This window comes from Mesorhizobium sp. PL10 (assembly GCF_053714315.1).
Window position 1 is genome coordinate 495,702 of the sequence record NZ_JBSKBR010000002.1, and the last position, 26,257, is coordinate 521,958.

21 protein-coding genes are annotated in these 26,257 nt (G+C 64.3%); 14 read left to right on the forward strand and 7 right to left on the reverse strand.

Features of this window, described 5'->3' with window-relative positions; translation table 11 throughout:
* Window positions 1–19: 19 nt before the first annotated feature.
* The 12 genes from ACWGTO_RS05950 to ACWGTO_RS06005 all read left to right on the forward strand — a co-directional run bounded on the left by ACWGTO_RS05950 (window position 20) and on the right by ACWGTO_RS06005 (window position 14,402).
* Window positions 20–685, forward strand: coding sequence for a response regulator transcription factor (locus tag ACWGTO_RS05950; protein WP_454573922.1), 666 nt, complete (start codon window positions 20–22; stop codon window positions 683–685).
* Window positions 669–2,096, forward strand: a complete 1,428-nt coding sequence (locus tag ACWGTO_RS05955) for a sensor histidine kinase (RefSeq protein ID WP_454573923.1) — start codon at window positions 669–671, stop codon at window positions 2,094–2,096. Before ACWGTO_RS05950 ends, ACWGTO_RS05955 begins: the two co-directional genes overlap by 17 nt.
* Window positions 2,097–2,271: 175 nt before the next feature.
* Window positions 2,272–2,715 carry a hypothetical protein gene (locus tag ACWGTO_RS05960; RefSeq protein ID WP_454573924.1) on the forward strand — a complete coding sequence of 148 codons (444 nt, stop codon included), beginning with the start codon at window positions 2,272–2,274 and terminating at the stop codon, window positions 2,713–2,715.
* A 117-nt stretch (window positions 2,716–2,832) separates the two neighbouring features.
* Window positions 2,833–3,972: a c-type cytochrome biogenesis protein CcmI gene (ccmI, locus tag ACWGTO_RS05965; protein ID WP_454573925.1), complete on the forward strand. Its 1,140-nt coding sequence runs from the start codon at window positions 2,833–2,835 to the stop codon at window positions 3,970–3,972.
* A 3-nt stretch (window positions 3,973–3,975) separates the two neighbouring features.
* Window positions 3,976–4,416: a cytochrome c maturation protein CcmE gene (gene ccmE / locus ACWGTO_RS05970; RefSeq protein WP_454573926.1), complete on the forward strand. Its 441-nt coding sequence runs from the start codon at window positions 3,976–3,978 to the stop codon at window positions 4,414–4,416.
* Window positions 4,417–4,418: 2 nt separating this feature from the next.
* Window positions 4,419–6,410, forward strand: a complete 1,992-nt coding sequence (locus ACWGTO_RS05975; RefSeq protein WP_454573927.1) for a heme lyase CcmF/NrfE family subunit — start codon at window positions 4,419–4,421, stop codon at window positions 6,408–6,410.
* Window positions 6,407–6,874, forward strand: coding sequence for a cytochrome c-type biogenesis protein (locus ACWGTO_RS05980; protein ID WP_454573928.1), 468 nt, complete (start codon window positions 6,407–6,409; stop codon window positions 6,872–6,874). Before ACWGTO_RS05975 ends, ACWGTO_RS05980 begins: the two co-directional genes overlap by 4 nt.
* Window positions 6,875–6,994: 120 nt before the next feature.
* Entirely contained in the window at window positions 6,995–8,542 is a 1,548-nt protein-coding gene (locus ACWGTO_RS05985) for a Do family serine endopeptidase (protein WP_454573929.1), read from the forward strand.
* 199 nt (window positions 8,543–8,741) lie between these two features.
* Window positions 8,742–9,416, forward strand: a complete 675-nt coding sequence (locus ACWGTO_RS05990; protein WP_023670185.1) for a response regulator transcription factor — start codon at window positions 8,742–8,744, stop codon at window positions 9,414–9,416.
* Window positions 9,417–9,423: 7 nt separating this feature from the next.
* Window positions 9,424–10,899 (forward strand): ATP-binding protein, encoded by a 1,476-nt coding sequence (locus ACWGTO_RS05995; RefSeq protein ID WP_454573930.1) that lies wholly within the window; start codon window positions 9,424–9,426, stop codon window positions 10,897–10,899.
* On the forward strand, window positions 10,899–13,865 hold the full coding sequence (locus ACWGTO_RS06000; protein WP_454573931.1) for a bifunctional [glutamine synthetase] adenylyltransferase/[glutamine synthetase]-adenylyl-L-tyrosine phosphorylase: 2,967 nt from the start codon (window positions 10,899–10,901) through the stop codon (window positions 13,863–13,865). The genes ACWGTO_RS05995 and ACWGTO_RS06000 overlap by 1 nt, the downstream gene beginning before the upstream one ends.
* A 66-nt stretch (window positions 13,866–13,931) precedes the next feature.
* The gene (locus tag ACWGTO_RS06005; RefSeq protein WP_454573932.1) at window positions 13,932–14,402 is read left to right on the forward strand and encodes a hypothetical protein; all 471 of its coding nucleotides are present in this window, start codon (window positions 13,932–13,934) and stop codon (window positions 14,400–14,402) included.
* Between the two features lie 54 nt (window positions 14,403–14,456).
* On the opposite strand, the gene ACWGTO_RS06010 is transcribed toward ACWGTO_RS06005, so the two are convergent.
* The 4 genes from ACWGTO_RS06010 to pepN form a co-directional block, all read right to left on the reverse strand.
* Window positions 14,457–14,765 carry a hypothetical protein gene (locus tag ACWGTO_RS06010; protein ID WP_454573933.1) on the reverse strand — a complete coding sequence of 103 codons (309 nt, stop codon included), beginning with the start codon at window positions 14,763–14,765 and terminating at the stop codon, window positions 14,457–14,459.
* Window positions 14,766–14,891: 126 nt separating this feature from the next.
* On the reverse strand, window positions 14,892–15,152 hold the full coding sequence (locus ACWGTO_RS06015; protein ID WP_454573934.1) for a type II toxin-antitoxin system prevent-host-death family antitoxin: 261 nt from the start codon (window positions 15,150–15,152) through the stop codon (window positions 14,892–14,894).
* 87 nt (window positions 15,153–15,239) lie between these two features.
* Window positions 15,240–17,561, reverse strand: a complete 2,322-nt coding sequence (locus ACWGTO_RS06020; protein ID WP_454573935.1) for a PAS domain-containing sensor histidine kinase — start codon at window positions 17,559–17,561, stop codon at window positions 15,240–15,242.
* 206 nt (window positions 17,562–17,767) lie between these two features.
* On the reverse strand, window positions 17,768–20,407 hold the full coding sequence (gene pepN / locus ACWGTO_RS06025; RefSeq protein ID WP_454573936.1) for an aminopeptidase N: 2,640 nt from the start codon (window positions 20,405–20,407) through the stop codon (window positions 17,768–17,770).
* A gap of 321 nt (window positions 20,408–20,728) precedes the next feature.
* Between pepN and ACWGTO_RS06030 the strand changes: the two genes are divergently transcribed.
* The gene (locus ACWGTO_RS06030; RefSeq protein ID WP_454573980.1) at window positions 20,729–21,631 is read left to right on the forward strand and encodes a DMT family transporter; all 903 of its coding nucleotides are present in this window, start codon (window positions 20,729–20,731) and stop codon (window positions 21,629–21,631) included.
* 161 nt (window positions 21,632–21,792) lie between these two features.
* On the opposite strand, the gene ACWGTO_RS06035 is transcribed toward ACWGTO_RS06030, so the two are convergent.
* The 3 genes from ACWGTO_RS06035 to ACWGTO_RS06045 form a co-directional block, all read right to left on the reverse strand.
* Window positions 21,793–22,605, reverse strand: coding sequence for a helix-turn-helix domain-containing protein (locus tag ACWGTO_RS06035; protein WP_454573937.1), 813 nt, complete (start codon window positions 22,603–22,605; stop codon window positions 21,793–21,795).
* Between the two features lie 83 nt (window positions 22,606–22,688).
* Window positions 22,689–23,561, reverse strand: a complete 873-nt coding sequence (locus tag ACWGTO_RS06040) for a uracil-DNA glycosylase family protein (protein ID WP_454573938.1) — start codon at window positions 23,559–23,561, stop codon at window positions 22,689–22,691.
* A gap of 95 nt (window positions 23,562–23,656) precedes the next feature.
* Entirely contained in the window at window positions 23,657–24,295 is a 639-nt protein-coding gene (locus ACWGTO_RS06045) for a hypothetical protein (protein ID WP_454573939.1), read from the reverse strand.
* A 220-nt stretch (window positions 24,296–24,515) separates the two neighbouring features.
* Here ACWGTO_RS06045 and ACWGTO_RS06050 point away from each other — a divergent pair, with 220 nt between their 5' ends.
* Window positions 24,516–26,195 (forward strand): electron transfer flavoprotein-ubiquinone oxidoreductase, encoded by a 1,680-nt coding sequence (locus tag ACWGTO_RS06050; protein ID WP_454573940.1) that lies wholly within the window; start codon window positions 24,516–24,518, stop codon window positions 26,193–26,195.
* Window positions 26,196–26,257 lie beyond the last annotated feature (62 nt).

Genomic DNA, 26,257 nt, shown 5'->3' on the forward strand with positions numbered 1-26,257 from the left:
TCAACAGGCCTGACCGATCATGCGCGTACTCGTCGTCGAAGATGACAAGGATCTGAACCGGCAACTGGCCGACGCGCTGGTCGATGCCGGCTATGTCGTCGACCGCGCCTATGACGGCGAGGAGGGCCATTTCCTCGGCGACACCGAGCCTTACGACGCCGTCGTACTCGACATCGGCCTTCCGCAGATGGACGGTATCAGCGTCGTCGAGCGCTGGCGCCGCAACAGCCGCAAGATGCCGGTACTGATCCTGACCGCGCGCGACCGCTGGAGCGACAAGGTGTCGGGCATCGATGCAGGCGCCGACGACTACGTCACCAAGCCGTTCCACATCGAGGAGGTGCTGGCGCGAGTGAGGGCGTTGATCCGGCGCGCCGCCGGCCATGCCTCGTCCGAGCTCACCTGCGGGCCACTGCGCCTCGACACCAAGGCCTCCAAGGCCGATGTCGACGGCCAGCCGCTGAAGCTGACCTCGCATGAATTCCGCCTGCTTGCCTATCTCATGCACCATATGGGCGAGGTGGTGTCGCGCACCGAACTGGTCGAGCATCTCTACGACCAGGATTTCGACCGCGATTCCAACACCATCGAGGTGTTTGTCGGCCGGTTGCGCAAGAAGATGGGCATCGACATGATCGAAACCGTGCGCGGCATGGGCTATCGCATGCGTGAGCCGGAGGCGTAAGGCGGAACCGCTCCCCAGACCAGCAAGGAAGCCTTTTTCGGCACGGCTCTGGCCGCGCTCGCTAGCTTTCCGCGTCATCGGCTTTTCCACGATCTGGGCGATCCTCACCCTGGTCGTCATCTTCACCCTGATCACCACGCTCTACCGCCAGGCCAGCGAGCGTGGCTTCGACAGCCTTTTGTCGGCGCATTTGTTCAACCTGATCGGCTCCGTCGGCGTTTCCGAATCGGGCCAGCTCACCGGCGCTCCCGACCTCGGCGACCTGCGCTTCTCGGAACCGAATTCGGGCTGGTACTGGTCGGTGGAGCCGGCGTCCGAAGGCGTGCACGGCAACCTTCATTCGTCCTCGATGACCACGACGATACCGTCGCCGACCGTCGCCGAGGTGCCTTTCAATTCCAGTTTCCAGCGCAGCTATTCCACCGACGGCATCGGTGACGAGGAACTGCAGGTGTTCGAAAGCGAGTTCGTCCTCGACGCCAAGAACCGCGCCGCGCGCTTCCGCGTCATGGGCAACAAGACGGAGCTCGAGCAGGAGATCGCCACCTTCCAGCGCCGCCTGCTGACCTATCTTAGCCTGTTTGGCGTCGGCATGATCGCCATCAATGCGATCGCCATCCTGCTCGGCCTGCAGCCCTTGCGCCGGGTCCGCAACGCGCTTGCTTTGGTGCGCGAAGGTACGGCGCAGCGGCTCGACGGCCAGTTCCCCGCCGAGATCGAGCCGTTGGCCAACGAGACCAACGCACTGATCGAAAACAACAAGCGCATCGTCGAGCGCTCGCGCACGCAGGTCGGCAACCTTGCCCATTCGCTGAAGACGCCGCTGGCGGTGCTGATTAATGAGGGGCGGGCACTGGGCGGCGTCAAGGGCCAGCTCATCGCCGACCAGGCCGCCTCGATGCAGAAGCAGGTCGATCATTATCTGCAGCGGGCCCGAGTCGCTGCGCAGCGCGACAGCGTCGTCTACCGCACCCCCGTGACGCCCCTTGTGCAGCGCATGGTGCGCGTGCTGCAAAAGCTCAAGCCTGATGTCAGCCTGTCGCTTACGCTGCCGGCGGCCGACATCGTCTTTGCCGGCGAGCGCGAGGATCTGGAGGAACTGCTCGGCAATCTGCTGGACAATGCCATGAAATGGGCAAGGAGCACTGTTGCCGTGTCCGTCATGCCGGCTGGAAAGGACGCCTCCGGGCTATTCGAGATCGCTATCGAAGATGACGGTCCCGGCATTCCCGAGGACAAGGCCCGCGATGCCTTGAAACGCGGACGGCGCCTTGACGAGACAAAGCCGGGGACCGGGCTCGGCCTTGCCATTGTCGCTGACCTCGTCAACGAGTATGGCGGCGTTCTGGCGCTGGAACGCTCTGCCATGGGCGGGCTGAAGGCAGTGGTACGCCTGAGGAGCCTCCAGTGATGCTTTTTCCACAGCCAATCGACATGGCTGGGTGCCTGTGTTATGGCGGCCCGGCGATTGCTCAAAAAGCCGTCGGAAACGCCAAATTTCCGACAAATATCAATAGTATGGCTTGTAGATATCCCTGATGACGCGGGCCCCCGGCGCATCCCGTTCAAGAAAACTGGTTGTAGGCATGAAGATTCGCGTTGCGCTCGTTTCCGCACTGCTCGCCCTTTCCGGCTGCGGAACGCTGAGCAAAGGCGGCGGCCCGGATATTTCCATCACCAACCCGCCCGCGTCGCCTCCTTCAGGGGCCAAAGTCGCGACGACGATCATTTCGGCCATGGCCGGCGGGCTCGTCGGTGGCTCCATCGGCAGTGGCCTCAACGAGACCGAGAAGCGCAAGGCGCTCGAGGCGGAATACAAGGCGCTCGAATACACGGCGAGCGGCCAGAAGGTGACGTGGAAGAGCGACAGTTCGGCCCATTCCGGCGAAGTCGTCGCGGCCCAGCCCTATCGCGTCGGCTCGCAGGATTGCCGCCAGTACACCCATACGGTGTTTACCGGCACGGCCGGCCAGACCGCGCGCGGCACCGCATGCCGCAACACCGACGGCAGCTGGACGCCGTTGACCTGACAACCCGGTCCGGCGGATCGGAACCGGGCCTTGCCTTGATCGGGACTTGATGTCCCGTCAAAGCGTCGCAGCATGCCCGTGTTGGCAGGGCAGGGCACTCGTTCTATTGGAAGAACCATGCTGTTCTGGGTCATAGCCGCAATCCTCACGCTGGGCGCAAGCCTGGCGGTGCTGCTGCCGCTGACAGGCGGTGGCAAGGGCGCTTCGACCAGCAGCGAGCACGATCTCGAAGTCTATCGCGACCAACTGGCCGAGCTCGAGCGTGACGCCGCGCGCGGCCTGATCCAGCCGGCGGAAGCCGAGGAAGCGCGTGCCGAAATCGCCCGCCGCATCCTTCGCCTGGGGGATGTTGGTCAGGCCCATGCACCCGGCATGCGGCAGCCGTCGAGGGCGGCCAGGCTGGTGGCGACGGGATCCGTGTTGCTGGTCCCGCTGCTCAGCTGGAGCCTCTACAGCCAGCTGGGCTCGCCGGATCTGCCGTCGCAGCCGCTTGCCGAACGGCTGGCCAAGAATCCGGCCGATAGCTCAGTGGATGAGTTGGTGGCACGCGCCGAGGCTCATCTTGCGGCCAACCCCAGCGATGGACGTGGCTGGGACGTGCTGGCCCCGATCTATCTGCGCCTGCAGCGTTTTTCCGATGCCGTGACCGCCTATCGCAACGCCATCCGCCTCGACGGCGACACCGCTGCCCGCGAGGCCGGGCTCGGCGAGGCGATCGCCAATGCGGCCGGCGGTATTGTCTCGGCCGATGCCCAAGCCGCTTTCGAGCAGGCGTTGAAGCTCGATCCGGCAAACCCGAAAGCGTCCTTCTACCTGGCGATGGCGCTGGCGCAGGAAGGCCGTCTGGCAGAGGCAACCGCTGCCTGGCAGAAGATGCTCGGGCTCCTGCCGCCGGACTCACCCTGGCGCGGTGCCGTCCAGCAGGCGCTGGCCGAGGCTTCCAACCGCAGCGTCGCGTCAGGAGAGCCCGCGAAAGGCCCCGATGCGGCAGCCGTCGATGCTGCTTCGTCGATGGCGCCGCAGGACAGGCAGGCCATGATCGACACCATGGTCGCTGGTCTTGATGAAAAACTGCGGCAAAATCCGCGCGACACGGAAGGATGGATGCGGCTTATTCGTTCCTATGTGGTGCTGGGCAAGGCTGACCAGGCGCGCGACGCGCTACATCGCGGTATTGCCGTTTTCGGCGCCGACAGTGACGAAGCGAAGAAATTCACCGCCTTTGCCGCCTCGCTCGGCCTGACGGCGACGGAGTAGGACATGACGCGCAAGCAGAAGCGATTGTCGGTGATTGTCGGAGGGCTGGCTTTCCTCGGCGCCGCCACCGGACTGACCTTCTATGCGCTCGGCCAGAAGGCCTCCTATTTCTACATGCCTGCCGATCTGACCACCGCCAGCCTGGAGCCGGGTCAGCGCATCAGGCTCGGCGGCCTCGTCGAAAAGGGCACGGTCGTGCGCGGGCAGGGCGCAACCGTTGCGTTCTCGGTGACCGACACGCACAAATCGGTCAAGGTCACGTATACCGGCATCCTGCCCGACCTGTTCCGCGAGGAGCAGGGCGTCATCACCGAGGGCAGCTTCGGAACGGACGGTGTCTTTGTCGCCGACAGCGTGCTGGCCAAGCATGACGAACGCTACATGCCCAAGGAAGTGGCCGACGGGCTGAAGGCCAAGGGCGTCTGGCAGGAAAGCACGAACTGATAATGGTAGAGACCGGACATTTCGCGCTCGTCCTCGCCTTCGCACTGTCGCTGGTGCAGATGCTCGTGCCGCTCATCGGCGCCCGTACCGGCAACCAGCGGCTGATGGCCGTCGGCGGGCCGGTCACGGTTACCGGCTTCGCGCTGACCGCGCTGTCCTTCGCCGCACTTGCCGGCGCCTATGCAAGCTCCGATTTCTCGGTGGCGAGCGTGTGGGAAAACTCGCATTCGCTGCAGCCGCTGATCTACAAGATCACCGGAACCTGGGGCAATCACGAAGGCTCGATGCTGCTCTGGGTGCTGATCCTGACCTTCTTCGGAGCGCTCGTCGCCGTCTTCGGCTCCAACCTTCCGACGACGCTGCGCGCCAATGTTCTGGCCGTGCAAGGGGCGATCGGCGCCACCTTCTTCCTGTTCATTCTGGCGACGTCCAATCCGTTCATCCGGCTCAACCCGGCGCCGATTGAGGGTCGTGACCTCAACCCGGTCCTGCAGGATCTCGGCCTCGCCATCCATCCGCCGCTGCTTTATCTCGGCTATGTCGGCTTCTCCATCTGCTTCTCCTTCTCGGTTGCGGCCCTGATCGAAGGCCGCATCGATGCGTCCTGGGCGCGCTGGGTGCGGCCGTGGACGCTGGTCGCCTGGATGTTTTTGACCGGCGGCATCGCCATGGGCTCATACTGGGCCTATTACGAGCTCGGCTGGGGCGGCTTCTGGTTCTGGGACCCGGTCGAGAACGCCTCCTTCATGCCGTGGCTTGCGGGCACCGCGCTGCTGCATTCGGCCATCGTCATGGAAAAGCGGTCGGCGCTAAAAATCTGGACGCTGCTGCTTGCCATTTTGACCTTCTCGCTGTCGCTGCTCGGCACCTTCCTGGTGCGCTCCGGCGTGCTGACCTCGGTGCATGCCTTCGCCACCGATCCGACGCGCGGCATCTTCATCCTGTGCATATTGACGCTGTTCATCGGCGGCTCGCTGGCACTGTTTGCGCTGCGCGCCTCAAGGCTGACCGCTGGCGGCCTGTTCCACCCGATCTCGCGCGAAGGCGCGCTGGTGCTCAACAACCTGTTCCTGACCACGGCGACCGCCACCGTGCTGGTCGGTACGCTCTATCCTCTGGCGGTCGAGGCGCTTTCGGCCGGCAAGATCTCGGTCGGCGCACCGTTCTTCAACCTGACATTCGGCCCGCTGATGCTGCCGCTGCTGGTCCTGGTTCCGTTCGGGCCGCTGCTCGCCTGGAAGCGCGGCGACCTCTATGCCGCCGCCCAGCGCCTCATGGCGGCCTTTGCTGTCGCCCTCTCGGCGATACTGGTCACCGGCTTGTTCATCGACGGCGCCTCGGTGTTCGCGGCCCTCGGCGTCGGCCTCGCCTGCTGGCTGGTCTGCGGCGCGCTCACCGACCTTGCCGTCAAATCCGGCTTTGGCAATGTGTCGCCGGCCATCATGCTGCGCCGTTTCGCCGGCCTGCCGCGTTCGGTGTTCGGCACGGCACTTGCCCATCTCGGTCTTGGGCTGACGACGCTCGGCATTGTCGGCACTCTGTGCTTCGGCACCGAAAAAATCCTGTCGATGCATGCCGGTGAGAGCGTCGAACTGTCCGGCCACACGCTTCGCTTCGAAGGGCTCTATCCCGCGCAAGGCCCGAACTACAGCGAAGACCGCGGCCGCTTTTCTCTGATCGGGGCGGATGGCGGTGTTTCGGCTGAGATCACCTCGGCCAAGCGCTTCTTTCCGGTGCGGCAGACGACCACGACAGAATCCGGCATCGAGACGATCGGGTTCAGCCAGCTCTATTTGTCGCTGGGCGACGAGGGCACCGACGGGTCGGTCGTCGTGCGCCTGTGGTGGAAGCCGCTGGTGACGCTGATCTGGGGCGGTGCTCTCGTGATGATGGCGGGCGCGGCAATGTCGCTGTTCGACCGCCGCCTACGTGTCGGCGCGCCGTCGCGCCGCCGCAAGCAGGCTTCCGCCATACCGTCGGCAGGCGTGCCGTGAGCACCAAGGTCTCGCTGGCTTCGTTGATCCTGTTGCTGGCACTGTTGTTTGCCGGCGCCGCCCAGGCAGTCAAGCCGGACGAGGTTCTCGCTGACCCCGCGCTTGAGGCGCGGGCGCGTCTCCTGTCGGAAGGCTTGCGCTGCATGGTCTGCCAAAACCAGTCCATCGACGAATCCGACGCCGACCTTGCCCGCGACCTGCGCATCCTGGTGCGCCAGCGCCTGGTTGCCGGCGATAGCGACCAGCAGGTGATGGACTATATCGTGTCGCGCTACGGCGAGTTCGTGCTGCTGAAGCCGCGCTTCAGCCCGCGAAACGCCTTGCTGTGGGGCACGCCGGTGCTTCTGCTTCTGGTCGGCGGCATTTTCATTGTGCTGACCACGCGCTCCCGCCGCTCGCAGGCGACCAAGGCGCTGAGCGCCGAGGAACAGGCGGCGCTGGACACCATCCTGCGGCGCGACTGAAGCCCCAACATTACAAAACTTTCATGAACCGGAAATGGCGCCGTAATGTGCGCCTCTCTATTCCTCTTGTCCGAGGATGCTCTGCCTGAGCCGCATCCAGTGAAAAGAGGATACAGATCCATGTCTATTGCACCCAATTCATATTCCCGCACCCGCAAACGCCTGTTGGCCGCCGCCGCCTCGCTGGCCATTGCCGGAGCCATTGGTTTCGGCGCCGTCGCCACCGGCACGGCCCCTGTTCTGGCCGACGCCGTGCGGGTCGAGGCGCCGCAGGTGCCGGGCTTTGCCGACGTCGTCGAGCGCGTTTCGCCCGCCGTGGTCAGCGTCAAGGTCAAGGCCAGGATCGAGCCTGCCGCCGATGATGGCTCCGACCAGATGCAGGATCCGGACGGCAACCCTCTGCCCGACAATCCGCAGTTGCGCCAGTTCTTCAAGCAATTCCGCGGCTTCGGCGATCAGGACGGCCAGTTCGGCAACCGCCGCTTCAACCACCGCGACCACAACAACGACCAGCCCCGCCCGGTGGCGCAGGGTTCGGGCTTCTTCATCTCCGATGACGGCTATCTCGTCACCAACAACCATGTCGTCGAGGAAGGCTCGGCCTTCACTGTTGTGATGAACGACGGCAAGGAACTCGATGCCAAGCTGATCGGCACCGATCCGCGCACCGATCTGGCCGTGCTCAAGGTCGATGGCGTCGGCAAGTTCACCTATGTCGACTTCGCCGATGATTCCAAGGTTCGCGTCGGCGACTGGGTGGTTGCCGTCGGCAACCCGTTCGGCCTCGGTGGCACGGTTACCGCTGGCATCGTCTCGGCCCGTGGCCGCGATATCGGCGCCGGCCCCTATGATGACTTCATCCAGATCGACGCGTCGGTCAACCGCGGCAATTCGGGTGGCCCGACCTTCAACCTCAACGGCCAGGTCGTCGGCATCAACACGGCGATCTTCTCGCCCTCGGGCGGCAGCGTCGGCATCGCCTTCGACATTCCGGCCTCGACCGCCAAGCAGGTGGTGCAGGATCTGATGAAGAGCGGCTCGGTGCAGCGTGGCTGGCTCGGCGTGGAAATCCAGCCGGTCACCTCCGATATCGCCGAATCGCTCGGCCTGAAGTCGCAGAACGGCGCCCTGGTTTCCAGCGCCCAGGACGGCGGACCCGGCAAGAAGGCCGGCATCACCGCCGGTGACGTGATCACCCAGGTCGAAGGCAAGGACGTTGCATCGCCGAAGGAGCTGGCCCGCTTGATCGGCGCCTATTCGCCCGGCAAGGCGATCGACGTCACGGTGTGGCGCGACGGCAAGAGCGAGACGATCAAGGTCGATCTCGGCACGCTGCCGTCCACCGACAAGCAGGCCTCGGCCGACCAGCAACAGCCTGCGGCACCGGCAAAGCCCGCAGCACTCGCCGATCTCGGTCTCACCGTTACCAAGTCGGAGAACGGCAAGGGCCTGGTGGTGACCGATGTCGATCCCGACAGCGATGCCGCAGACCGTGGCATCCAGCCCGGCGATGTCATCACCTCGGTCAATTCGACGGAGGTGAACGGCACCGAGGACGTCACCAAGGCGATGGCCGATGCAGCCAAGTCCGGCCGCAAGGCGGTGCTGATGCAGATCACCCGCGACGATAGCAATCGCTTCGTCGCCCTGCCGGTCGCCAAGGGCTGACGTCACACAGTTTCCAGTGCAGCGGTTTCAACACCCCCGAGCCGCCGCACGGGAAAGCAAGGGGCCGAACGCGTTAGTCAGTCATCGTGTTCTGCCCCCGGCGGCAGCGGGCCCCCATCGCCCGCTGCCGCTCTAACAGCAAAGATTTGCGAACATGGCGGCCCCTCAATCTTCCAGCGAAATCGCGTATAACGGCCCCATGAAGATTCTCGTCATAGAAGACGATCGCGAGGCGGCCGACTATATGCAGAAGGCCTTTGCCGAGGCCGGGCATACCGCCCATGTCGCCGGCGACGGCGAAACCGGCTTTGCGCTGGCCGATGCGGGCGACTATGACGTGATGGTCGTCGATCGTATGATGCCGCGCCGCGACGGGCTCTCGGTCATTGCCGGCCTGCGCTCGCGCGGCAACACCACGCCGGTGCTGATCCTGTCGGCGCTGGGCGAGGTCGATGACCGCGTCACCGGCCTGCGCGCCGGCGGCGATGACTATCTGACCAAGCCCTACGCGTTTTCCGAATTGCTTGCCCGCGTCGAGGTGCTGAACCGGCGCGCCAGCGCCAGGGAAGCCGAAACCGTCTACCGGGTCGGCGATCTCGAGCTTGACCGTCTCTCTCATTCCGTGAAGCGTGCCGCGCGCGAGATCACGCTGCAGCCGCGCGAATTCCGCCTGCTCGAATATCTGATGCGCCATGCCGGCCAGGTGGTGACGCGCACCATGCTGCTCGAAAATGTCTGGGACTACCATTTCGATCCGCAGACCAACGTCATCGACGTGCATGTCTCGCGGCTGCGCGGCAAGATCGAGAAGGGTTTCGACAAACCGATCCTGCATACCGTGCGCGGCGCCGGCTATATGCTGAAGAGCGGCTAGAAACTCGATGGCCCTATCCTTGCCGGCCATCATGAGGACGACGGCGGCGCGGCTTTCGGCGCTCTATTTCCTGCTTTTCGCGCTCTGCGCCGTGCTGCTGGTCTTCTACATGACGTCGCTGTCCGCGCGCATGCTGACCGGCCAGACCCAGCAGACCATCAATGACGAGGTGCTCGGCCTGGCACGGGCCTATCAGCGCGGCGGCCTGCCGGTGCTGGTGCGCGTGGTCGAGCAGCGCTCGCGCCAGCCCGGCGCCAACCTCTACCTGATCGCCGACGCCAACGGCCAGATCCTGACCGGCAACGTGCAGAGCCTGGAGCCGGGCGTGCTTGAGACCGACGGCTGGACGACCGAGCCGTTCTCCTACCGGCGCTTCGGCGAAGGCGAGCTTGAGCGGCAGCGCAATCAGGCTTCCGATCCCAACGGGACGCAGCCCGGCGAGACCGAAATTCAGTCCGAAGGCGAGAAGGGTCACAACGCCATCGCCCTGGTGCTGCGGCTGCCCAACCAGATGATCATGCTTGTCGGCCGCGATCTCGGCGAACCCGAGCGCTTCCGCGCCGTCATCCGCCGGGCCTTGATGCTGGCGCTGGGCATGATGGGGCTGGGCGGGCTGCTGATCTGGTTCTTCGTCGGCCGCGCGGCTCTGAAGCGCATCGACAGCGTCTCGGAGGCGAGCCGCCGCATCATGGGCGGCGACCTGACAGGCCGGTTGCCGGTGACCGGCGCCGGCGATGAGTTCGATCGCCTGTCGGAAAACCTCAACACCATGCTGGCCAGGATCGCGACGCTGAACGAGGGCCTGAAACAGGTCTCCGACAACATCGCCCATGATTTGAAGACGCCGCTGACCAGGCTGCGCAACCGCGCCGAGGCCACACTTTCAGGCAAGCGCAAGACCACCGACTACCGGCAGGCACTGGAGGGCACCATCGCCGAGTCCGACCAACTGATAAAAACCTTCAACGCCATCCTGATGATCTCCAGGCTGGAGGCGGGCTATTCCTCGGAAAGCACCAGCAAGGTCGATCTCGCCGCCGCCGTGCGCGATGTCGTCGAGCTGTACGAACCTGTGGCGGAGGAGGCTGGCGTCGAGCTCGAAACCTCTGTGGCCGGGGAGTTCTCCGTCCATGGCAACCGCGAGCTGATTGGCCAGGCGCTGTCGAACATCGTCGACAACGCCATCAAATACTCCACCGACGCGACGGAAAAGCCTTCTGTGCGCGTGGCCCTGCAGCGCGTCGGCCATGACATCCGCCTTTCTGTCGCCGACAATGGGCATGGCATCCCTGACGACGCCGACCGCGCCAGGGCAACCGAGCGCTTCGTGCGACTGGAAAAGAGCCGCTCGCAGCCGGGATCAGGCCTCGGCCTCAGCCTCGCCAAGGCCATCATGACGTTTCACAATGGCAGGCTCGAACTTCTGCCTGCCAATCCCGGATTGTCCGTTATCATGAGTTTCCCGGTGCGGGAGGACCATTGATGGCGGTGAGGATGGCGGCGAAACGGACGGAGACGGAATGGCACCTGCAGCTGGCCACGCAACTGGCGCCGCTGGACAGGAGCCGCGCCCGGCGTGAACTGTCGGAGATCGCCGGCGATGCCGAGGACGAAGGTCTGCCACGGCTGGCGAAGTTTTTGGGCGGCAAGGGCGCCGCCCAGGATTTTCTCGCTGCCGTCTTCGACCTCTCACCCTTCCTGCGCGATATCGCGCGCCGCCGGCCGCAAATCCTCGACGCGCTGTTCGATGACGGTGTCGAGGCCAGGTTGCTCAGCATTGCCGAAGCGATCGGCAAGGCCGCCTTTGCTGAGACTGTTTCGGAATCGAGCCTGATGATGGAGCTCAGGCATTGGAAGGGGGAAGCTCACTTCCTGATTGCGCTTGCTGACCTCTCCGGCGAGGCCGATGCCGCGCTGACGGTCAGGCGTCTCAGCGATCTCGCCGACGCCTGCACCCGTGCTGCCGTCGATTTCCTGCTGCGCGAGGCCCACAGCCAGGGCAAGCTCAAACTGCCCGATCCCGACAATCCGTCGTGGTGGTCCGGCTGGATCTTGCTCGGCATGGGCAAGCTCGGCGCGCATGAACTGAATTTTTCCTCCGACATCGACCTCGTCGTCTTCTTCGATCCCGATGCGAAGGCGATTCTCGATCCGCTGGATGCCACCGAGCTGTTTGCGCGGCTGACCCGCAGGTTGGTCCGCATCCTGCACGACCGCACCGAGCACGGCTATGTCTTCCGCACCGACCTCAGGCTCCGCCCCGATCCCGGCTCGACGCCGCTGGCGATCCCGGTCGAGGCGGCGCTGCGCTATTATGAGGCGCGCGGCCAGAACTGGGAACGTGCCGCCATGATCAAGGCGCGCCCCGTGGCCGGCGATCTCGCCGCCGGTGAGGCGTTCCTGCGGGAGTTGCAGCCCTATGTCTGGCGCAAATACATGGATTACGCGGCGATCGCCGATGTCCATTCGATCAAGCGCCAGATCCATGCCCACAAGGGCCATGGCGAGATCGCGGTGAAGGGGCACAACGTCAAGCTCGGCCGCGGTGGCATTCGCGAGATCGAGTTCTTCGTCCAGACCCAGCAGCTGATTGCCGGCGGCCGTTTTCCCGAGCTGCGCGGCCGCGAGACCGTGCCTATGCTGGGTGCCCTGGCAGCGCGCAACTGGATCACCGCCGATGCGCGCGACACACTCACCCGCCAGTACTGGTTCCTGCGCCGCGTCGAACATGCCATCCAGATGGTCGCCGACGAGCAGACGCATATCCTGCCGGACGATGATGAGGGGCTGGAACGCATCGCCCATATGCTGGGCTTTGCCGATGCCGCCAAATTTTCCGAAACTTTTCGCGCGGCTTTGCATGAAGTTGAGCGCCACTATGCTGCGCTGTTCGAAACCGCGCCGGAACTGTCGGCAGGCGTCGGCAACCTGGTCTTCACCGGCGATGTCGACGACCCCGACACGCTGCAGACCTTGCACGGCCTCGGCTTCAAGCGGCCGAGCGATATCTGCCGCGTCATCCGCGGTTGGCATTTCGGCCGCTACCGCGTCACCCAGTCGGCCGAGGCGCGCGAGCGGCTGACCGAACTGACACCGGCGCTGCTCAAAGCCTTCGGCCAGACGCGCCGCGCCGATGAGGCGCTTGTTCGCTTCGACGAATTCCTCGCCGGTCTGCCCGCCGGCATCCAGCTGTTTTCGCTGCTACAATCGAACCCCGCTCTGCTGAAGCTGATGGCGACCATCATGGGCGCTGCGCCCCGGCTGGCTGCGATCATCACCAGGCGCCCACATGTCTTCGACGGTCTGCTCGATCCGGCGTTGCTGACCGAACTGCCCAATCGCGCCTATCTCTCGGCGCGACTGGCGGCTTTCATCGAAGGTGACAGCGCTTACGAGGATGTGCTCGATCGCTTGCGCATCTTTGCCTCCGAGCAGAAATTCCTGATCGGTGTCAGGCTGCTCGCCGGATCGATCAGCCCGAGCCGTGCCGGCCGCGCCTTTTCCGACCTCGCCGACCTTACCATTGGCGCCGCACTGCAGGCGGTAACGGCCGAATTTGAGCGGCGCCACGGCCGTATCGCCGGCGGCACCGTGTCGCTGCTCGGCATGGGCAAGCTCGGCAGCCGCGAATTGACGGCCGGCTCCGATGTCGACCTCATCCTGCTCTACGATCACGACGCCGATGCCGAAGAATCCGTCGGCGACAAGCCGCTGGCGCCGTCGCATTACTACACTAGGATGACGCAGCGGTTGATCGCGGCTGTCTCGGCGCCGACCGCCGAGGGCGTGCTGTACGAACTCGACCTGCGCTTGCGGCCATCCGGCAACAAGGGGCCGGTGGCCACCCACGTCGACGCCTTCAAGAAATACCAGCGCCAGGAGGCCTGGACCTGGGAGCACATGGCGCTGGCGCGGGCACGCGTCATTGGCGGCGACGCTGCGCTCTGTGCAGAGGTCGAGGCCGAGGTGGCCGCACTGCTGGCCCTGCCGCGTGACATCGCCAAGGTGAAGGCCGAGGCTCTAGAGATGCGCGCTCTGATCGAGAAGGAAAAGTCGCCGCGCGATCTCTGGGACATCAAGTTGATCTCCGGCGGCCTCATCGACCTCGAATTCATTGCGCAGGTAGCCGTCATCACCGGCCAGGTCGAAGCCGGCCGCGGGGTGACCGCGACCGGCGAAATCCTCTCGCATCTGGCGCCGAATTTCGCCGACGCCGATGTCAGGCAAGAGCTTTGCGAGGCCTACCAGCTCTATCTGGCGTTGACCCAGATGACGCGGCTTTGCCTCACCGGTGCCTTCGAACGCGAGGACGTTCCGCCGGGATTGTCGGATCTGCTTCTGGCGGTGACTGGCCTGCCGGATTTCGGTGTGCTGGAAGCACATCTCAAGGAGACGTCGCAAAAGGTCAGAAAGGAGTTCGACCTTCTGCTTCGTACGGAGCGGTCGTGAGGGCGTGAAGCGCTGACGGCTGTTTCGGATCGCATCGGGGGTGACGATGCAACAGGAGAATACAAAATGAGAAAGACAACCGGACTTGCCCTTGCCTTCGTCGCGCTCGCCGGCGCCGTTGGCACCACCGCCTATGCCGAGAACAATGCCAGCGCCAGAATGCGCGAGGGCACGATGATGCGCCTCAGCAAGGCGATGAAGGATTCCAACGGCACCATCTGCTTCGACCAGTTCTCCGACGCCATGAACGCGCGGCTGAAGAAGCTGGTCGCCGACAATGGCGGCAAGCTGACCGTCGCCCAGCTCGCCGACGCGCTGGAGAAGGCGCGGTTCGAGGAAATGGCCAAGCGCATCGTCGCTCGCTACGACACCAAGGGCGACGGCACCTTGACCACGGAAGACATCACCGGGCGTGAGAAAAAAGTGTTCGCCATGCTAGACCGCAACAATGACGGCAAGATCGAGCGTAACGAATTGCCGAAGAACGGCCGCATGGGCCGTCATCGCCAATGGGACGGCGGCGACGACATGCAGTGAATGCCGATTACGGCCTCGGCGGCAAAAGCCGCCGGGACCGACAAGACCGGACAGCTACTCGGTCCTTTGAACACGGCGCAGAGCGCGGCTCGCGTGAGCCTGCAAAATCCGCTCGCGCAGATACGCGTAGAAGCGAGGCGGCAGCATGCCATAATCGAAGCGGGTGGGCCTGCTTCCCGCAAAGGGCCTGAGATCGGGCCCGGGCCAGAGGAAATCATTGGTTTCGCTGACGAGCACCCATGACGGCATGTTGTCGAGCCCAAGGTGGGCCTTGAGCGATGCAGGTATCTCGATCGCATCGGCCGGATCGCTCGGGACCGAGTGGGTAATCGGAACCACCGTGACGACCTCGCGGCCCTCCACGATTCGGCGCGCGGCAACGATTGCGCAGGGGCCGATTCTTGCGGCCTTCTTCCGCGCCTTGGCTGCTTTCGTCCGCCCATAGATAGGAATAGGAAATCACCAGACCGGGGACAGGCTTGGGCAGACTCACGGCGTCCAGTCTTTGAGCATCGCGTCCAGCCCGTCATATTCTGATGGGACAGCGCTTCTGGCGATCGCGTTTAATGTCTCGTCGTCCAGGTCCTCAACGGGACGGGCGACCCGCCCCTTGACCAGAACTTCAAACATAGCCGCCGAGAGAAGCACTGTATGGGTCCGGCCATTCTTCGTTATCGCAACCGGCGCCCGCTGTGCGGCATCCTGGAACCGTCCGACGTTCTGCTGGAATTCTGTCGATGTCACACGCATGAAAGATACCTCTATATCTATAATAGATAGAATAGATGACCTTTTCAAGGATGGCTGCCACAGCGCGCGCCCGACAGGGTGCCTACCTCATGCCGCCGCTTTCACCGCCCGCTGCGCCTTCTTCACCGGGATGCGCACAGACACGATGGTGCCAACGCCTTCGGTCGAGCGGATTTTCAGCGCCCCGCCCTGCAACTCGGCGAGCGAGCGAGAGATGGCGAGGCCGAGGCCGGAGCCAGCGTGGTTCTTGGAGAACTGGTTCTGCACCTGTTCGAATGGCCGGCCAAGCTTGCTCAGCGCTTCCTTCGGAATGCCGCAGCCAGTGTCCTCGATTGTCAGCACCAACGCGCCGGAGGTGTTGCGGGCGCGCACCAATATATGGCCGCCCTGGCCGGTGAACTTCACTGCGTTCGAGAGAAGGTTGATGGCAATCTGCTTGATCGCCCGGCGGTCGGCGAACAGTGTCATCGTATCGGCGATGCGGGTTTCGACAGTGATCGATTTCTCGGCCGCCTGCAGCGAGATGACGCGCACCGTCTCGCGGATCAGCGGACAGAGATCGATTTCCTCGCGGTCCACTGAGAACTGGCCGGCTTCGATCTTCGACATGTCGAGTATGTCGTTGATGACGCCCAGCAGATACTTGCCGCTGCCGTTGATGTCATTGGCATATTCCTCGTAGCGCGGCGAACCGAGCGGCCCGAACAGGCCCTGTTCCATCAGTTCGGAAAAGCCGATGATGGCGTTGAGCGGCGTGCGCAGTTCATGCGACATGTTGGCCAGGAACTCGGACTTGGCCCGGTTGGCGGCCTCGGCGCGCTCGGTCTCCTTCATGTATTTGCGGTTCAGTTCGACCAGTTCCTTGGCGCGTTCTTCCTCGGCCCGGCGGGCAAGGCTGAGGTCGTGGATGGTCGCCATCAGCCGGCGTTCGCTGTCGACCAGCTTTTCCTGGTGCAGTTTGATCTGGGTGATGTCGGAGCCGACCGAGACGGTGCCACCGTCACGGGTCCTCAGTTCGTTGACCTGCAGCCAGCGCCCGTCCGAGAGTTGCCGCTCGAAGGTTGCGCCGCCTTGCGGCCCATTGGTGTTGGCCAACCGCCGTTCCGAGGCGAAGGCCAGCATGCGTTCTTCCAGCATGGCGCGCGCCGCGCCCGGCATGACGTCGCGGTCCGACAGGCCGTTGTCCTTCTGGTATTTGGAATTGCACATGATCAGGCGCTGGGTGGCATCCCACAGCACGAAGGATTCGTTGATGTTCTCGATCGCGGTCCGCAGCCGCAGGTCGGCCGCCTCGGAGCGCAGTGCCAGGTGCCGTTGCTCGGTGACGTCGACGGCGATGCCGATCAGCTGGATTTCAGGCGCTTCCGGATCGATCACCTGAGCCCTGGCGCGCATCCACACCCACTGGCCGTCGGCGTGACGCATGCGGAACACCTGGTCGATATGGTCGATCTCGCGCTCGACGATCCGGTTGGCAAGTTGGAACAGGTCGCCGTCTTCGGGGTGGATGATGTCGTCGACCTCGCCGAACGACAGCATCGAGTTGCAGGGCTCGTAGCCCAGCATGTCATACATCGAGCGCGACCAGTACATCTTGCCGCGCACCATGTCCCAGTCCCACAGGCCGCACCGGCCGCGCACCAGCGCCATGTCGATGCGCTGGTGGGCTTCGAGATAGATGCGGTCGGCCGTCTGGGCGCGCGATGCCTGGCCGAAATAGGCGTAGAGGATGATGATCAGCACGCCCGCCGTCAGCACGAACAGCGTAACGTTGAGCGAGACGGTCTTGCGCCAGCTGTCGAACACCGCTTCCTGTGGCACCAGCACTGCGGCGGCGTTCTTGCGGTCCCTGGTCAGGCTCACTGCCGCATACCAGTCCTGGCCGCCGATGCTGACATCCATGACGCCGGCGCGGTCGCCGAACATGAACAGCGGCTGGCCGTCCAGCACCAGGCTGTCCAGCGACCGCCCCTGCCAGCCGCTCGACAGCGGCGACACCGCAACGATCTTGAAGGCGCTGTCGGTGATGACAAGCACATGGCTTCTGCCCATGGCGCCCTGGCGGCTGGTGCTTTCCAGCAGGTCGATGGCGCCGCCGGCGGCCGCGTTCGGGTCGGCCGAGATTGCGTTCGCCATCTGGCCGGCGGCCAGCCCCAGCACCGCCTTGACGTCGCGCTCGACCTCGTCGCGCTCGTTCATCAGCGACAGGACGCGCAAAGCGGCGATGACGATCAGGAAGATGATGATGAGCGCCGGTATCGATCGGCGCAGAAGCGGTTCGGCAGCCAGGAGCCGCCGGTAGGCTGGTTCAGCGATGAGCCGCGTATTGCCGGCGAGGCCGTCGCCCCGCGCCGTACGCCGCTCAAAAGCCGTCCCTCCGGGCGCGCCCCACGCGTCCGCCTTGGCCATAAATGGCACTCCCCGAATTTCCGTACGCTTGACGATCCGGCAACACCGCACGTCCGAATCGTCTGTAAAGAATCAAAGGTGATTCGCCTTGTCCAGAGGCGCGGGCGAAAAACATTAAAAATTGATTGAAATAACGCCGAAGCCGCGATCCTTCGCGCCCCCCTCTGCCCTGCCGGGCATCTCCCCCAAGAGGGGGGATACGCGCCTCACGCCAGCGTGCGCTCCACAATATCCCGCAGATCCGCCGAGAGGTTCTCGGCACCGGCGATCGCCAGCAGCGCCTCCCTGGCCTTGGCCTGTCTGCCCGGTTCCAGCGAGCGCCAGGAGCGCAATGCCGTCGCCAACCTCGCTGCCACCTGCGGGTTGCGCTTTTCGACCTCTAGCACGGTCTGCGCGAAGAACCGGTAGCCTTCGCCGTCGGCGCGGTGGAAGCCGGTCTGGTTGGCGCTGGAAAATGTGCCGACCAGCGAGCGCACCCGGTTCGGATTGGCCATCGAGAAGGAAGTGTGGCCGATGAGCTTGCGCACAGTGTCTACGGTCCGTGGTCCCGGCACGCTGGCCTGGATCTGGAACCACTTGTCCATGACCAGCGGATCGGCCCTATAGCGCGCCTCGAAGCCGGCCAGCGCCTTGACCGCCTCGGGCGTTCCGTCATGACGATGCGCAAGCACCGTGAGCGCTGCCGCGCGATCGGTCATGTTGGTCGCGGCCTCGAAATGCCGGGCGGCGAGCTTGGCGCCAGTTGGCAACAGCGAGAGATAGTCGAGCAGGATGTTGCGCAGTGCCCGCCGTCCCGCACTTGCCGCATCGGGGCTGAACGGACCGTCGTCGGCCAGGCGATCGTACAGATTGGCGAAGGCTTGCTGGTTAGTGCGGGCTATCTCCAGCGCCAGCGCCTCGCGGGCGGCGAAGATGGCGTCGGGATCGATGTTCCTGCCGATGTCGCGGGCAATGTCGGCCTCACCGGGAAGCGACAGCGCCAGCGCCCGGTAGGCCGGCTCGAGCGTCTCATCGCCGGCGATCTTGCCGGCAAGTCCGGTCAGCCTGGCGCTGAAGGCCGGCTTCGCGCCACCAAGGATCTGTCGGAAGGCCGCTATCAGCGCATCGGTGAGCAGCGTGTTGAACGCCTGCCAGCGCGCGAAAGCGTCGCTGTCATGGCCGGCGAGGAAGAACTGGTCGTCTGCCTTCTGCTCGACCGAAAGCGTGATCGGCGCCGAAAAGCCGCGGTTGAGCGACACTGCCGGCCGCTCGGCAACGCCGGAGAAGCGCACCATGTGACGGCGCTTGCGGATATGGATGACGCCGTCCTCGACGGCAGCACCTTCAACGCCGCCATAGGCGACCGGCTCGCCCCCGGCGCCGACCAGACCGAAGGCGAGCGGAATGTGCATCAGCCGCTTGCGACTTTCCGACGGCGTCGGCGGCACCGACTGCTCGATCTCGAGCGTGAACTCGTGCGTGGCCGGATTGTGCGTCGAACTGACGGTCAGGTTCGGCGTGCCCGCCTGGTGATACCACAGCGCGAATTGTGACAGGTCGCGCCCGGAGGCGTCCTCGAACACTTTGAGGAAATCCTCGATTGTCGCCGCCTCACCGTCATGACGCTCGAAATAGAGATCCATGCCGGCGCGGAAAGTCTCGGCCCCGAGGATAGTGCGGATCATGCGCACCACTTCCGAGCCCTTTTCATAGACTGTCGCCGTGTAGAAATTGTTGATCTCGCGGTAGCGGCGCGGCCGCACAGGATGCGCCAGCGGCCCCTGATCTTCGGGGAATTGGTGCGCCCGCAGCGTACGCACCTCGGCGATGCGCTTGACCGCGCGCGAGCGCTGGTCGGCCGAGAATTCGTGGTCGCGAAAGACCGTCAGCCCTTCCTTCAGGCAGAGCTGGAACCAGTCGCGGCAGGTGATCCTGTTGCCGGTCCAGTTGTGGAAATACTCATGCGCAATGATCGCCTCGATATTGGCGAAATCGGCGTCGGTCGCCGTTTCCCGGTCGGCCAGCACATATTTGTCGTTGAAGATGTTGAGGCCCTTGTTCTCCATCGCTCCCATGTTGAAGTCGGAGACGGCCACGATGTTGAAGACGTCCAGGTCGTATTCGCGGCCGAATGCCTGCTCATCCCATCGCATCGATCGCTTCAACGCATCCATGGCGTAGCCGGCGAGCCCTTCCTTGCCCGGCTCGACGTAGATGCCGAGCTCGACCTTGCTGCCGGATGCGGTGACGAAACTGTCGGCGACCTGGCCAAGATTGCCGGCCACCAGCGCAAACAGATAGGACGGCTTGGGGAATGGGTCGTGCCAGACAGCATAGTGCCAGCCTTCGGCAAGCGCGCCGCTTTCCACCGGATTGCCGTTGGAGAGCAGCAGCGGCGCCTCGTCCAGCTTGGCCTCGATGCGCACGGTGTAGACCGAGAGGATGTCGGGGCGGTCGAGGAAATAGGTGATGCGGCGAAAGCCCTCGGCCTCGCATTGCGTGCAATAGACATTGCTGGAGCGGTAAAGGCCCATCAGCGCCTCATTGCTGGCCGGAGCGATCTCGGTCTCGAGCAGCAGCTCGAAGCGGGCCGGCGGCTTCAAAATGGTCAGCTGGTCGGGCGTCGCCAGATAATCGGCCGGCGAGAGTTCGCGGCCGTCAATGGCGATGCGCTTGAGCACCAGCCCATCGCCGTCCAGCACCAGCGGTGCCGAGGCGGCAGCATTGTCGCGGCGTTCGATCGTCAGCATGGCGTTAACGCGCGTTGCGTCTGGCGAAAGGCGAAAGGTCAGGCCGGTTTTCGGAATGGAAAAGTCGTTTGGGCGATAGTCTTCGAGCTTGAAGACCTGGCCGGTATCGGTTCGCATTCCCTGGGGTTTCCCTGTCGTTATCGGAGCCTGCGGAGGTATCCGCTGGCCCAAGAAATCTAAAGTTGCGCGCTCTTTACACGAAACGGCTACTCGACAAAACTGCGCCAATGCCTATTTCGGGGCGTTCCCCTTCCACCATCATCGCGAGGCCTTGATGACCGTCGTCAGACCGAAATTCGGCATGGACGCCTCTGTGCTGCGTCGTGGGAGGCGCTTCTCGGCATCAATCCAGGAAGCGGCGGGAGCGTGACTTCAGGGCCGAGAGACGAGGCGACGGGGAAACTGTCCGATCACCCCGGCCGCGTGCTGACCGGAATCATGCTCAAGGTCATGTCGGTGGCGGTCTTTGTCGGCATGCAGACCTGCATCAAGGCGGCAGGCACTTTGCCGGCCGGCCAGATCGTCTTCTTCCGCTCCTTCTTCGCCATCTTCCCGATCATCGTATTCCTGGCCTTCAGGAGAAAACTGGGTACGGCGTTTGCCACCAAACGCCCGCTGAACCACATTGCGCGTGGTGTCGTCGGCGTTTGCGCCATGGGGCTCGGCTTCTTCGCACTGACCAGGTTGCCGCTGCCGGAGGCGATCACGCTCAACTATGCCCAGCCGCTGCTGGTGGTGGTGTTCTCCTCGCTCTTCCTCGGCGAGGCCATCCGCGTTTACCGCTGGAGCGCGGTTGCGGTCGGCCTGGTCGGCGTGCTGATCATCTCCTGGCCGAAACTGACGCTGCTCACGTCGGGCGCGGCGCTCGGCGACCAGGAGGTGCTGGGCGTTATCGCTGCTCTTGTCTCGGCGGCAATCTCGGCCAATGCCATCCTGCTCGTGCGCAATCTTGTCCAGACCGAACGGACGGCGACCATCGTGTTGTGGTTTTCGGCGACGGCGAGCGTCATGGCGCTGTTTACGCTGCCCTTCGGCTGGCAGGCGCTGACGCCTCTGCAAGCCGGTTTGCTGATCGCCGCTGGGTTCTGCGGCGGGCTGGGGCAGATCCTGATGACGGCCGCCTATCGCCACGCCGAGGCCTCGGTGGTGGCGCCGTTCGAATACACCTCGATGATCCTTGGCGTTATCGTCGGCTATTTCGCTTTCGGCGATATCGCCACCATCAACACGTTGGTCGGCGGCGTCATCGTCGTCGCCGCCGGCATCTTTATCATCTGGCGCGAGCGCCAGCTCGGGCTGGAGCGAACCCGCACAAGGAAGGCAGCGCCGCCGCAAGGGTGAGGAGAGGTCCGCAGCGGACGGAAAGCCAAATCCCTGGCTTTCCAAACGACGAACGGTGAAAGTTCGGTCCGCCGTCGGGCGGATAGAGAGGTCCGGTGGACCTTTCAAAGGACTTGAACGCCCGAAGGGCCGGGTGCAACAGCGAAGGGCAGAGGGCTGGCTCAGTTGGCTTCCGCCCGCTCCTTCGCCAATCGCACCAGCACCGCCCGCGTCGGCTCGTCGGCCGGGAAGAAAGACTCGATCGCCAGTTCCGACAACGTCACGTCGAGCGGCGTGCCGAAGACGGTGATGGTGCTGATGAAGGACAACACCTGATCGCCATGCGCCAGCCGCAGCGGATGGACGATGCCGTTGGGCTCGACCGGCACAGGCCGCGCGCCTTTGAGGCCGAACGGATAGGTTCGCAATTCACGCTCCAGCTCGACCAGCACGGGATCGCCGGCGGCATCGTTCTGGTGTTTTAGCCGCTCCAGCAGATGCGCGCGCCACTCGGCGAGATTGACAATGCGCGGCGCGATGCCGTTCGGGTGCAGGCTGAGCCGCAGGACATTGACCGGCGGCTGGAGTAGAGCCGGCTCGGCCACGTCGGCGAGGAACGGGCCGATGGCGGCATTGGCTGAAACCAGGTTCCAGTGCCGGTCGACGGCGAGCGCCGGAAACGGCTCATGCCCCTTGAGCACGGTCTCGACCGCCGCCATCGCCGGCGCCAGCGTCGCGTCGGTGAGCGGCCGTTCGCCGAAACTCGGCGCGAAACCGGCGGCAAGCAGCAGCTGGTTGCGCTGCCTGAGCGGAATCTCAAGCTGTTCCGCCAGATGCAGCACCATCTCGCGCGAGGGCGCGGCACGGCCGCTTTCGACGAAAGAGAGATGCCGCTGCGAAATCTCGGCTTCCATGGCGAGGTCGAGCTGGCTCATGCGCCGGCGCGTGCGCCATTCGCGGATCAGGCTGCCGGCGGAGGTTTGCGGTGTTGTCATGGGGGATGATTAGGCCGGGGAGGGACCTATTTCAATTACCTCCGAGGTCATCCGATCTCCCCACAAGGAGGGAGATTGGCCAATCACGCCAGTCCTCGCAGCTTCGCCTTCACTTCGAGAAAGTCCCGCCAAGCGAGCTTCTTGTGCGCGGGCGTTCGCAACAAGTAGGCTGGATGCAGTGTCGGCATGGCCGGAATGGCGGTGCCGGAAGCCGTCGTATGCACCCGCCAGCTGCCGCGCAGCCGCAAGATGCCTTCACTCGTGTTGAGCAAGGTCTTCGCCGAAGGACCGCCGAGATTGATCAGCACCTTGGGATTCACCAGCTCGATCTGCCGCTCGATGAACGGACGGCAGATTTCGGTCTCGTGCGGCGTCGGCGTGCGGTTGCCGGGCGGCCGCCACGGGATGACGTTGGCGATATAGGCGGACGTGCGGTCAAGCCCGATCGCCGCAAGCATGCGGTCGAGCAGCCGGCCGGAGCGGCCGACAAAGGGCAGGCCCTCAATATCCTCGTCGCGGCCGGGCGCCTCGCCGACCAGCATCAGAGCAGCGTCCGGATTGCCGTCGGCGAAAACCAGGTTCTTGGCGGTGAATTTGAGGTTGCAGCCATCGAAGGAGGCCATGTGCTGGCGCAGTTCCTCGAGCGTCGCCGCGCTCGTCGCCATTTGCCGGGCACGTGCTGCCTGCGCCTCGTCGGGCACGGTTGCGGTGGCCGGAACCGAGCGCGCCGGCGCGTCCGGCACCCGGCTCGCATCCAGCCCGGGGCTCGCCGCGGCTTGTTCCGGTGCCTTGTTTTCGCGAGGTGGCACGGCTGGTGCCCGCTCGGCAGGCCTTGGCGCGGCCTCGGCAAACCGGTTCACCGGCGCCTCTTCCAACGCCTCGTCGACGCCTGCGCTGGCGTAGAATGCCAGCAGGTCGGCGAGGTCGGAGCGGTTGTTGGGGGAGGCGGCAATCATGCCCGGCACATTCGTCCGCCGAGAGGCGATTTGCAACATCGCTGATTGGCGAAAGCGGCGCTGAAAGCTGATCTCCCCCACAAGTGGGGAGATCGCTAACCCGTCGGTATTCGCGGATCCTGGACCAGATAGAACGTCCAGCGCGGCGTATAGTCGGTGATCAGAAATTCGAAGCTGCCCCTCTTCAGCGGGTCGATCTTGCCGTTTTTGAACAGCAGCCGGTCATAGGGTTCGAAATCGCGGTCGAAATCGGCATAGGCGCTCGACACGATATTGTCGGGCGTCTTGTTGCGCTGGTCGAAGGACAGGCCGTCGCCGAACACGCTCGGCTGGTTGAGGATCTCCTGCAGCTCGAACTGGAATTCGACCCAGGCCTGGCCGCTGTTGTTGAGCACGTCGATGCGCATGTAGAGGACGCCGTTGGCGAATTCGCCATTGGTGCTGAACGGCTGGATCGGTTTGGTGGTGCGGATGGTGAGCGTCACCGGTGTCGACGAATTCAGTTCCTCGGTGATGACCAGCGGGTCGTCCTTGGTGCCGAGACCCGAGGCGCCGGTGATGTGGAAACCGCCAAGCTCGTCGGAAAAGGAATAGGCCCCGGTCATCCACACCTTCACCGGCTCGGCATGAACCTCAACCGACGCCAGCACCGAAAGAATGAGAAGAAGCGCGCGGCAGATCCGGCCGTGCGGAAGGGGAAAGCGCGTCAATGAAAAGCCGGACGGCGTGCGCATGGGCAGAAGTATGGCCGATAAGCGAGCCGTCGAACAATTAAAATATGGGAGCCGTAAATCCAGCCGGTGCAAAAACGCTTGCAGCACTGTTGTTATCCGCGACTTTTTGGCGAAAACGGGATTGTCACGTCAGCGCCGGTTTCCTGTCGCGGATTGATGCGCTATGCAGCGCAAGAGCCAGCAAAATGCCCGGGAACGTTTAGCCAGTGCGGAGGGGTTGATGAGCGAGATCGAACGCGAGAGCATGGAATTCGACGTGGTCATCGTCGGGGCCGGCCCGGCGGGCCTTGCCGCGGCGATCCGTCTGAAGCAGGTCAATCCCGAGCTTTCCGTCGTCGTGCTGGAAAAGGGCGGCGAGGTCGGCGCCCACATATTGTCCGGCGCCGTCGTCGATCCCATTGGCATCGACCGCCTGTTGCCTGGCTGGCGCGACGAAGACGGCCATCCCTTCAAGACGCCGGTTACGGCCGACCATTTCCTGGTGCTCGGTCCCGCCGGCTCGTTCCGCCTGCCCAACATCCTGATGCCGCCGCTGATGAACAATCACGGCAACTACATCGTCTCGCTCGGCAATGTCTGCCGCTGGCTGGCAACCAAGGCCGAAGCGCTGGGCGTCGAGATCTATCCGGGCTTTGCTGCCGCCAGCCTCGTCTACAACGATGCCGGCGCCGTCACGGGTGTCATCACCGGCGACATGGGCGTCGAGAAGGACGGCACGCACGGCCCGGGCTTTGCGCCGGGCATGGCGCTGATGGGCAAATATGTGCTGATCGGCGAGGGCGCGCGCGGTTCGCTGTCCAAGCAGTTGATCGCCAAATACAAACTGTCCGACGGCCGCGAGCCGGGCAAATACGGCATTGGCCTCAAGGAACTGTGGCAGGTCAAGCCGGAGAACCACCGGCCGGGCTTGGTGCAGCACTCCTTCGGCTGGCCGCTTGACCTGAAGACCGGCGGCGGCTCCTTCCTTTACCATCTGGAGGACAACCAGGTCGCGGTCGGCTTCGTCCTGCATCTCAACTACAAGAACCCGTATCTGTCGCCCTTCGAGGAATTCCAGCGCTTCAAGACCCATCCGAAGATATCGGGCACCTTCGCGGGCGCCAAGCGCATCGGCTATGGCGCGCGCGCCATTACCGAGGGCGGCTGGCAGTCGGTGCCGAAACTGTCCTTCCCCGGCGGCGTGCTGATGGGCTGTGCGGCGGGCTTCGTCAACGTGCCGCGCATCAAGGGCTCGCACAATGCGGTGCTGTCGGGTATGCTGGCGGCCGAACATGTCGCACAAGCGATCGGCGCCGGCCGCGCCAATGACGAGTTGTCCTCCTATGAGGACGCCTGGCGGGCGACCGATATCGGCAAGGATTTGAAGAAGGTCCGCAACGTCAAACCGCTCTGGTCGCGTTTCGGCACTGTGCTCGGCGTCGGCCTCGGCGGCCTCGACATGTGGCTGAACACGCTGTTCGGCTTCTCGCCCTTCGGCACGCTGAAGCACGGCAAGGCGGATTACGCGACGCTGGAGCCCGCCGCCAAGCACAAGAAGATCGCCTATCCCAAGCCGGACGGCGTGCTGACTTTCGACCGGCTGTCCTCGGTGTTCCTGTCCAACACCAATCACGAGGAAAACGAGCCGGTGCATCTCATCGTCGGCGACATGGCGCTGCAGCAGCGCTCCGAGCACGACGTCTTTGCCGGGCCGTCGACCCGCTATTGCCCGGCCGGCGTCTACGAATGGGTCGACAAAGACGGCAACGCCGCCGCCGATCCGGCGGCCATGGATGTGCGCTTCGTCATCAATGCGCAGAACTGCGTGCACTGCAAAACCTGCGACATCAAGGATCCCAACCAGAACATCAACTGGGTGCCGCCACAAGGTGGCGAAGGCCCGGTCTACCAGGGCATGTGAGCCTCACCGACCGGGCCGTCTCGACCGCCGCCAGCAAAAATGGTGGCGAGGGGCCGGTCTAT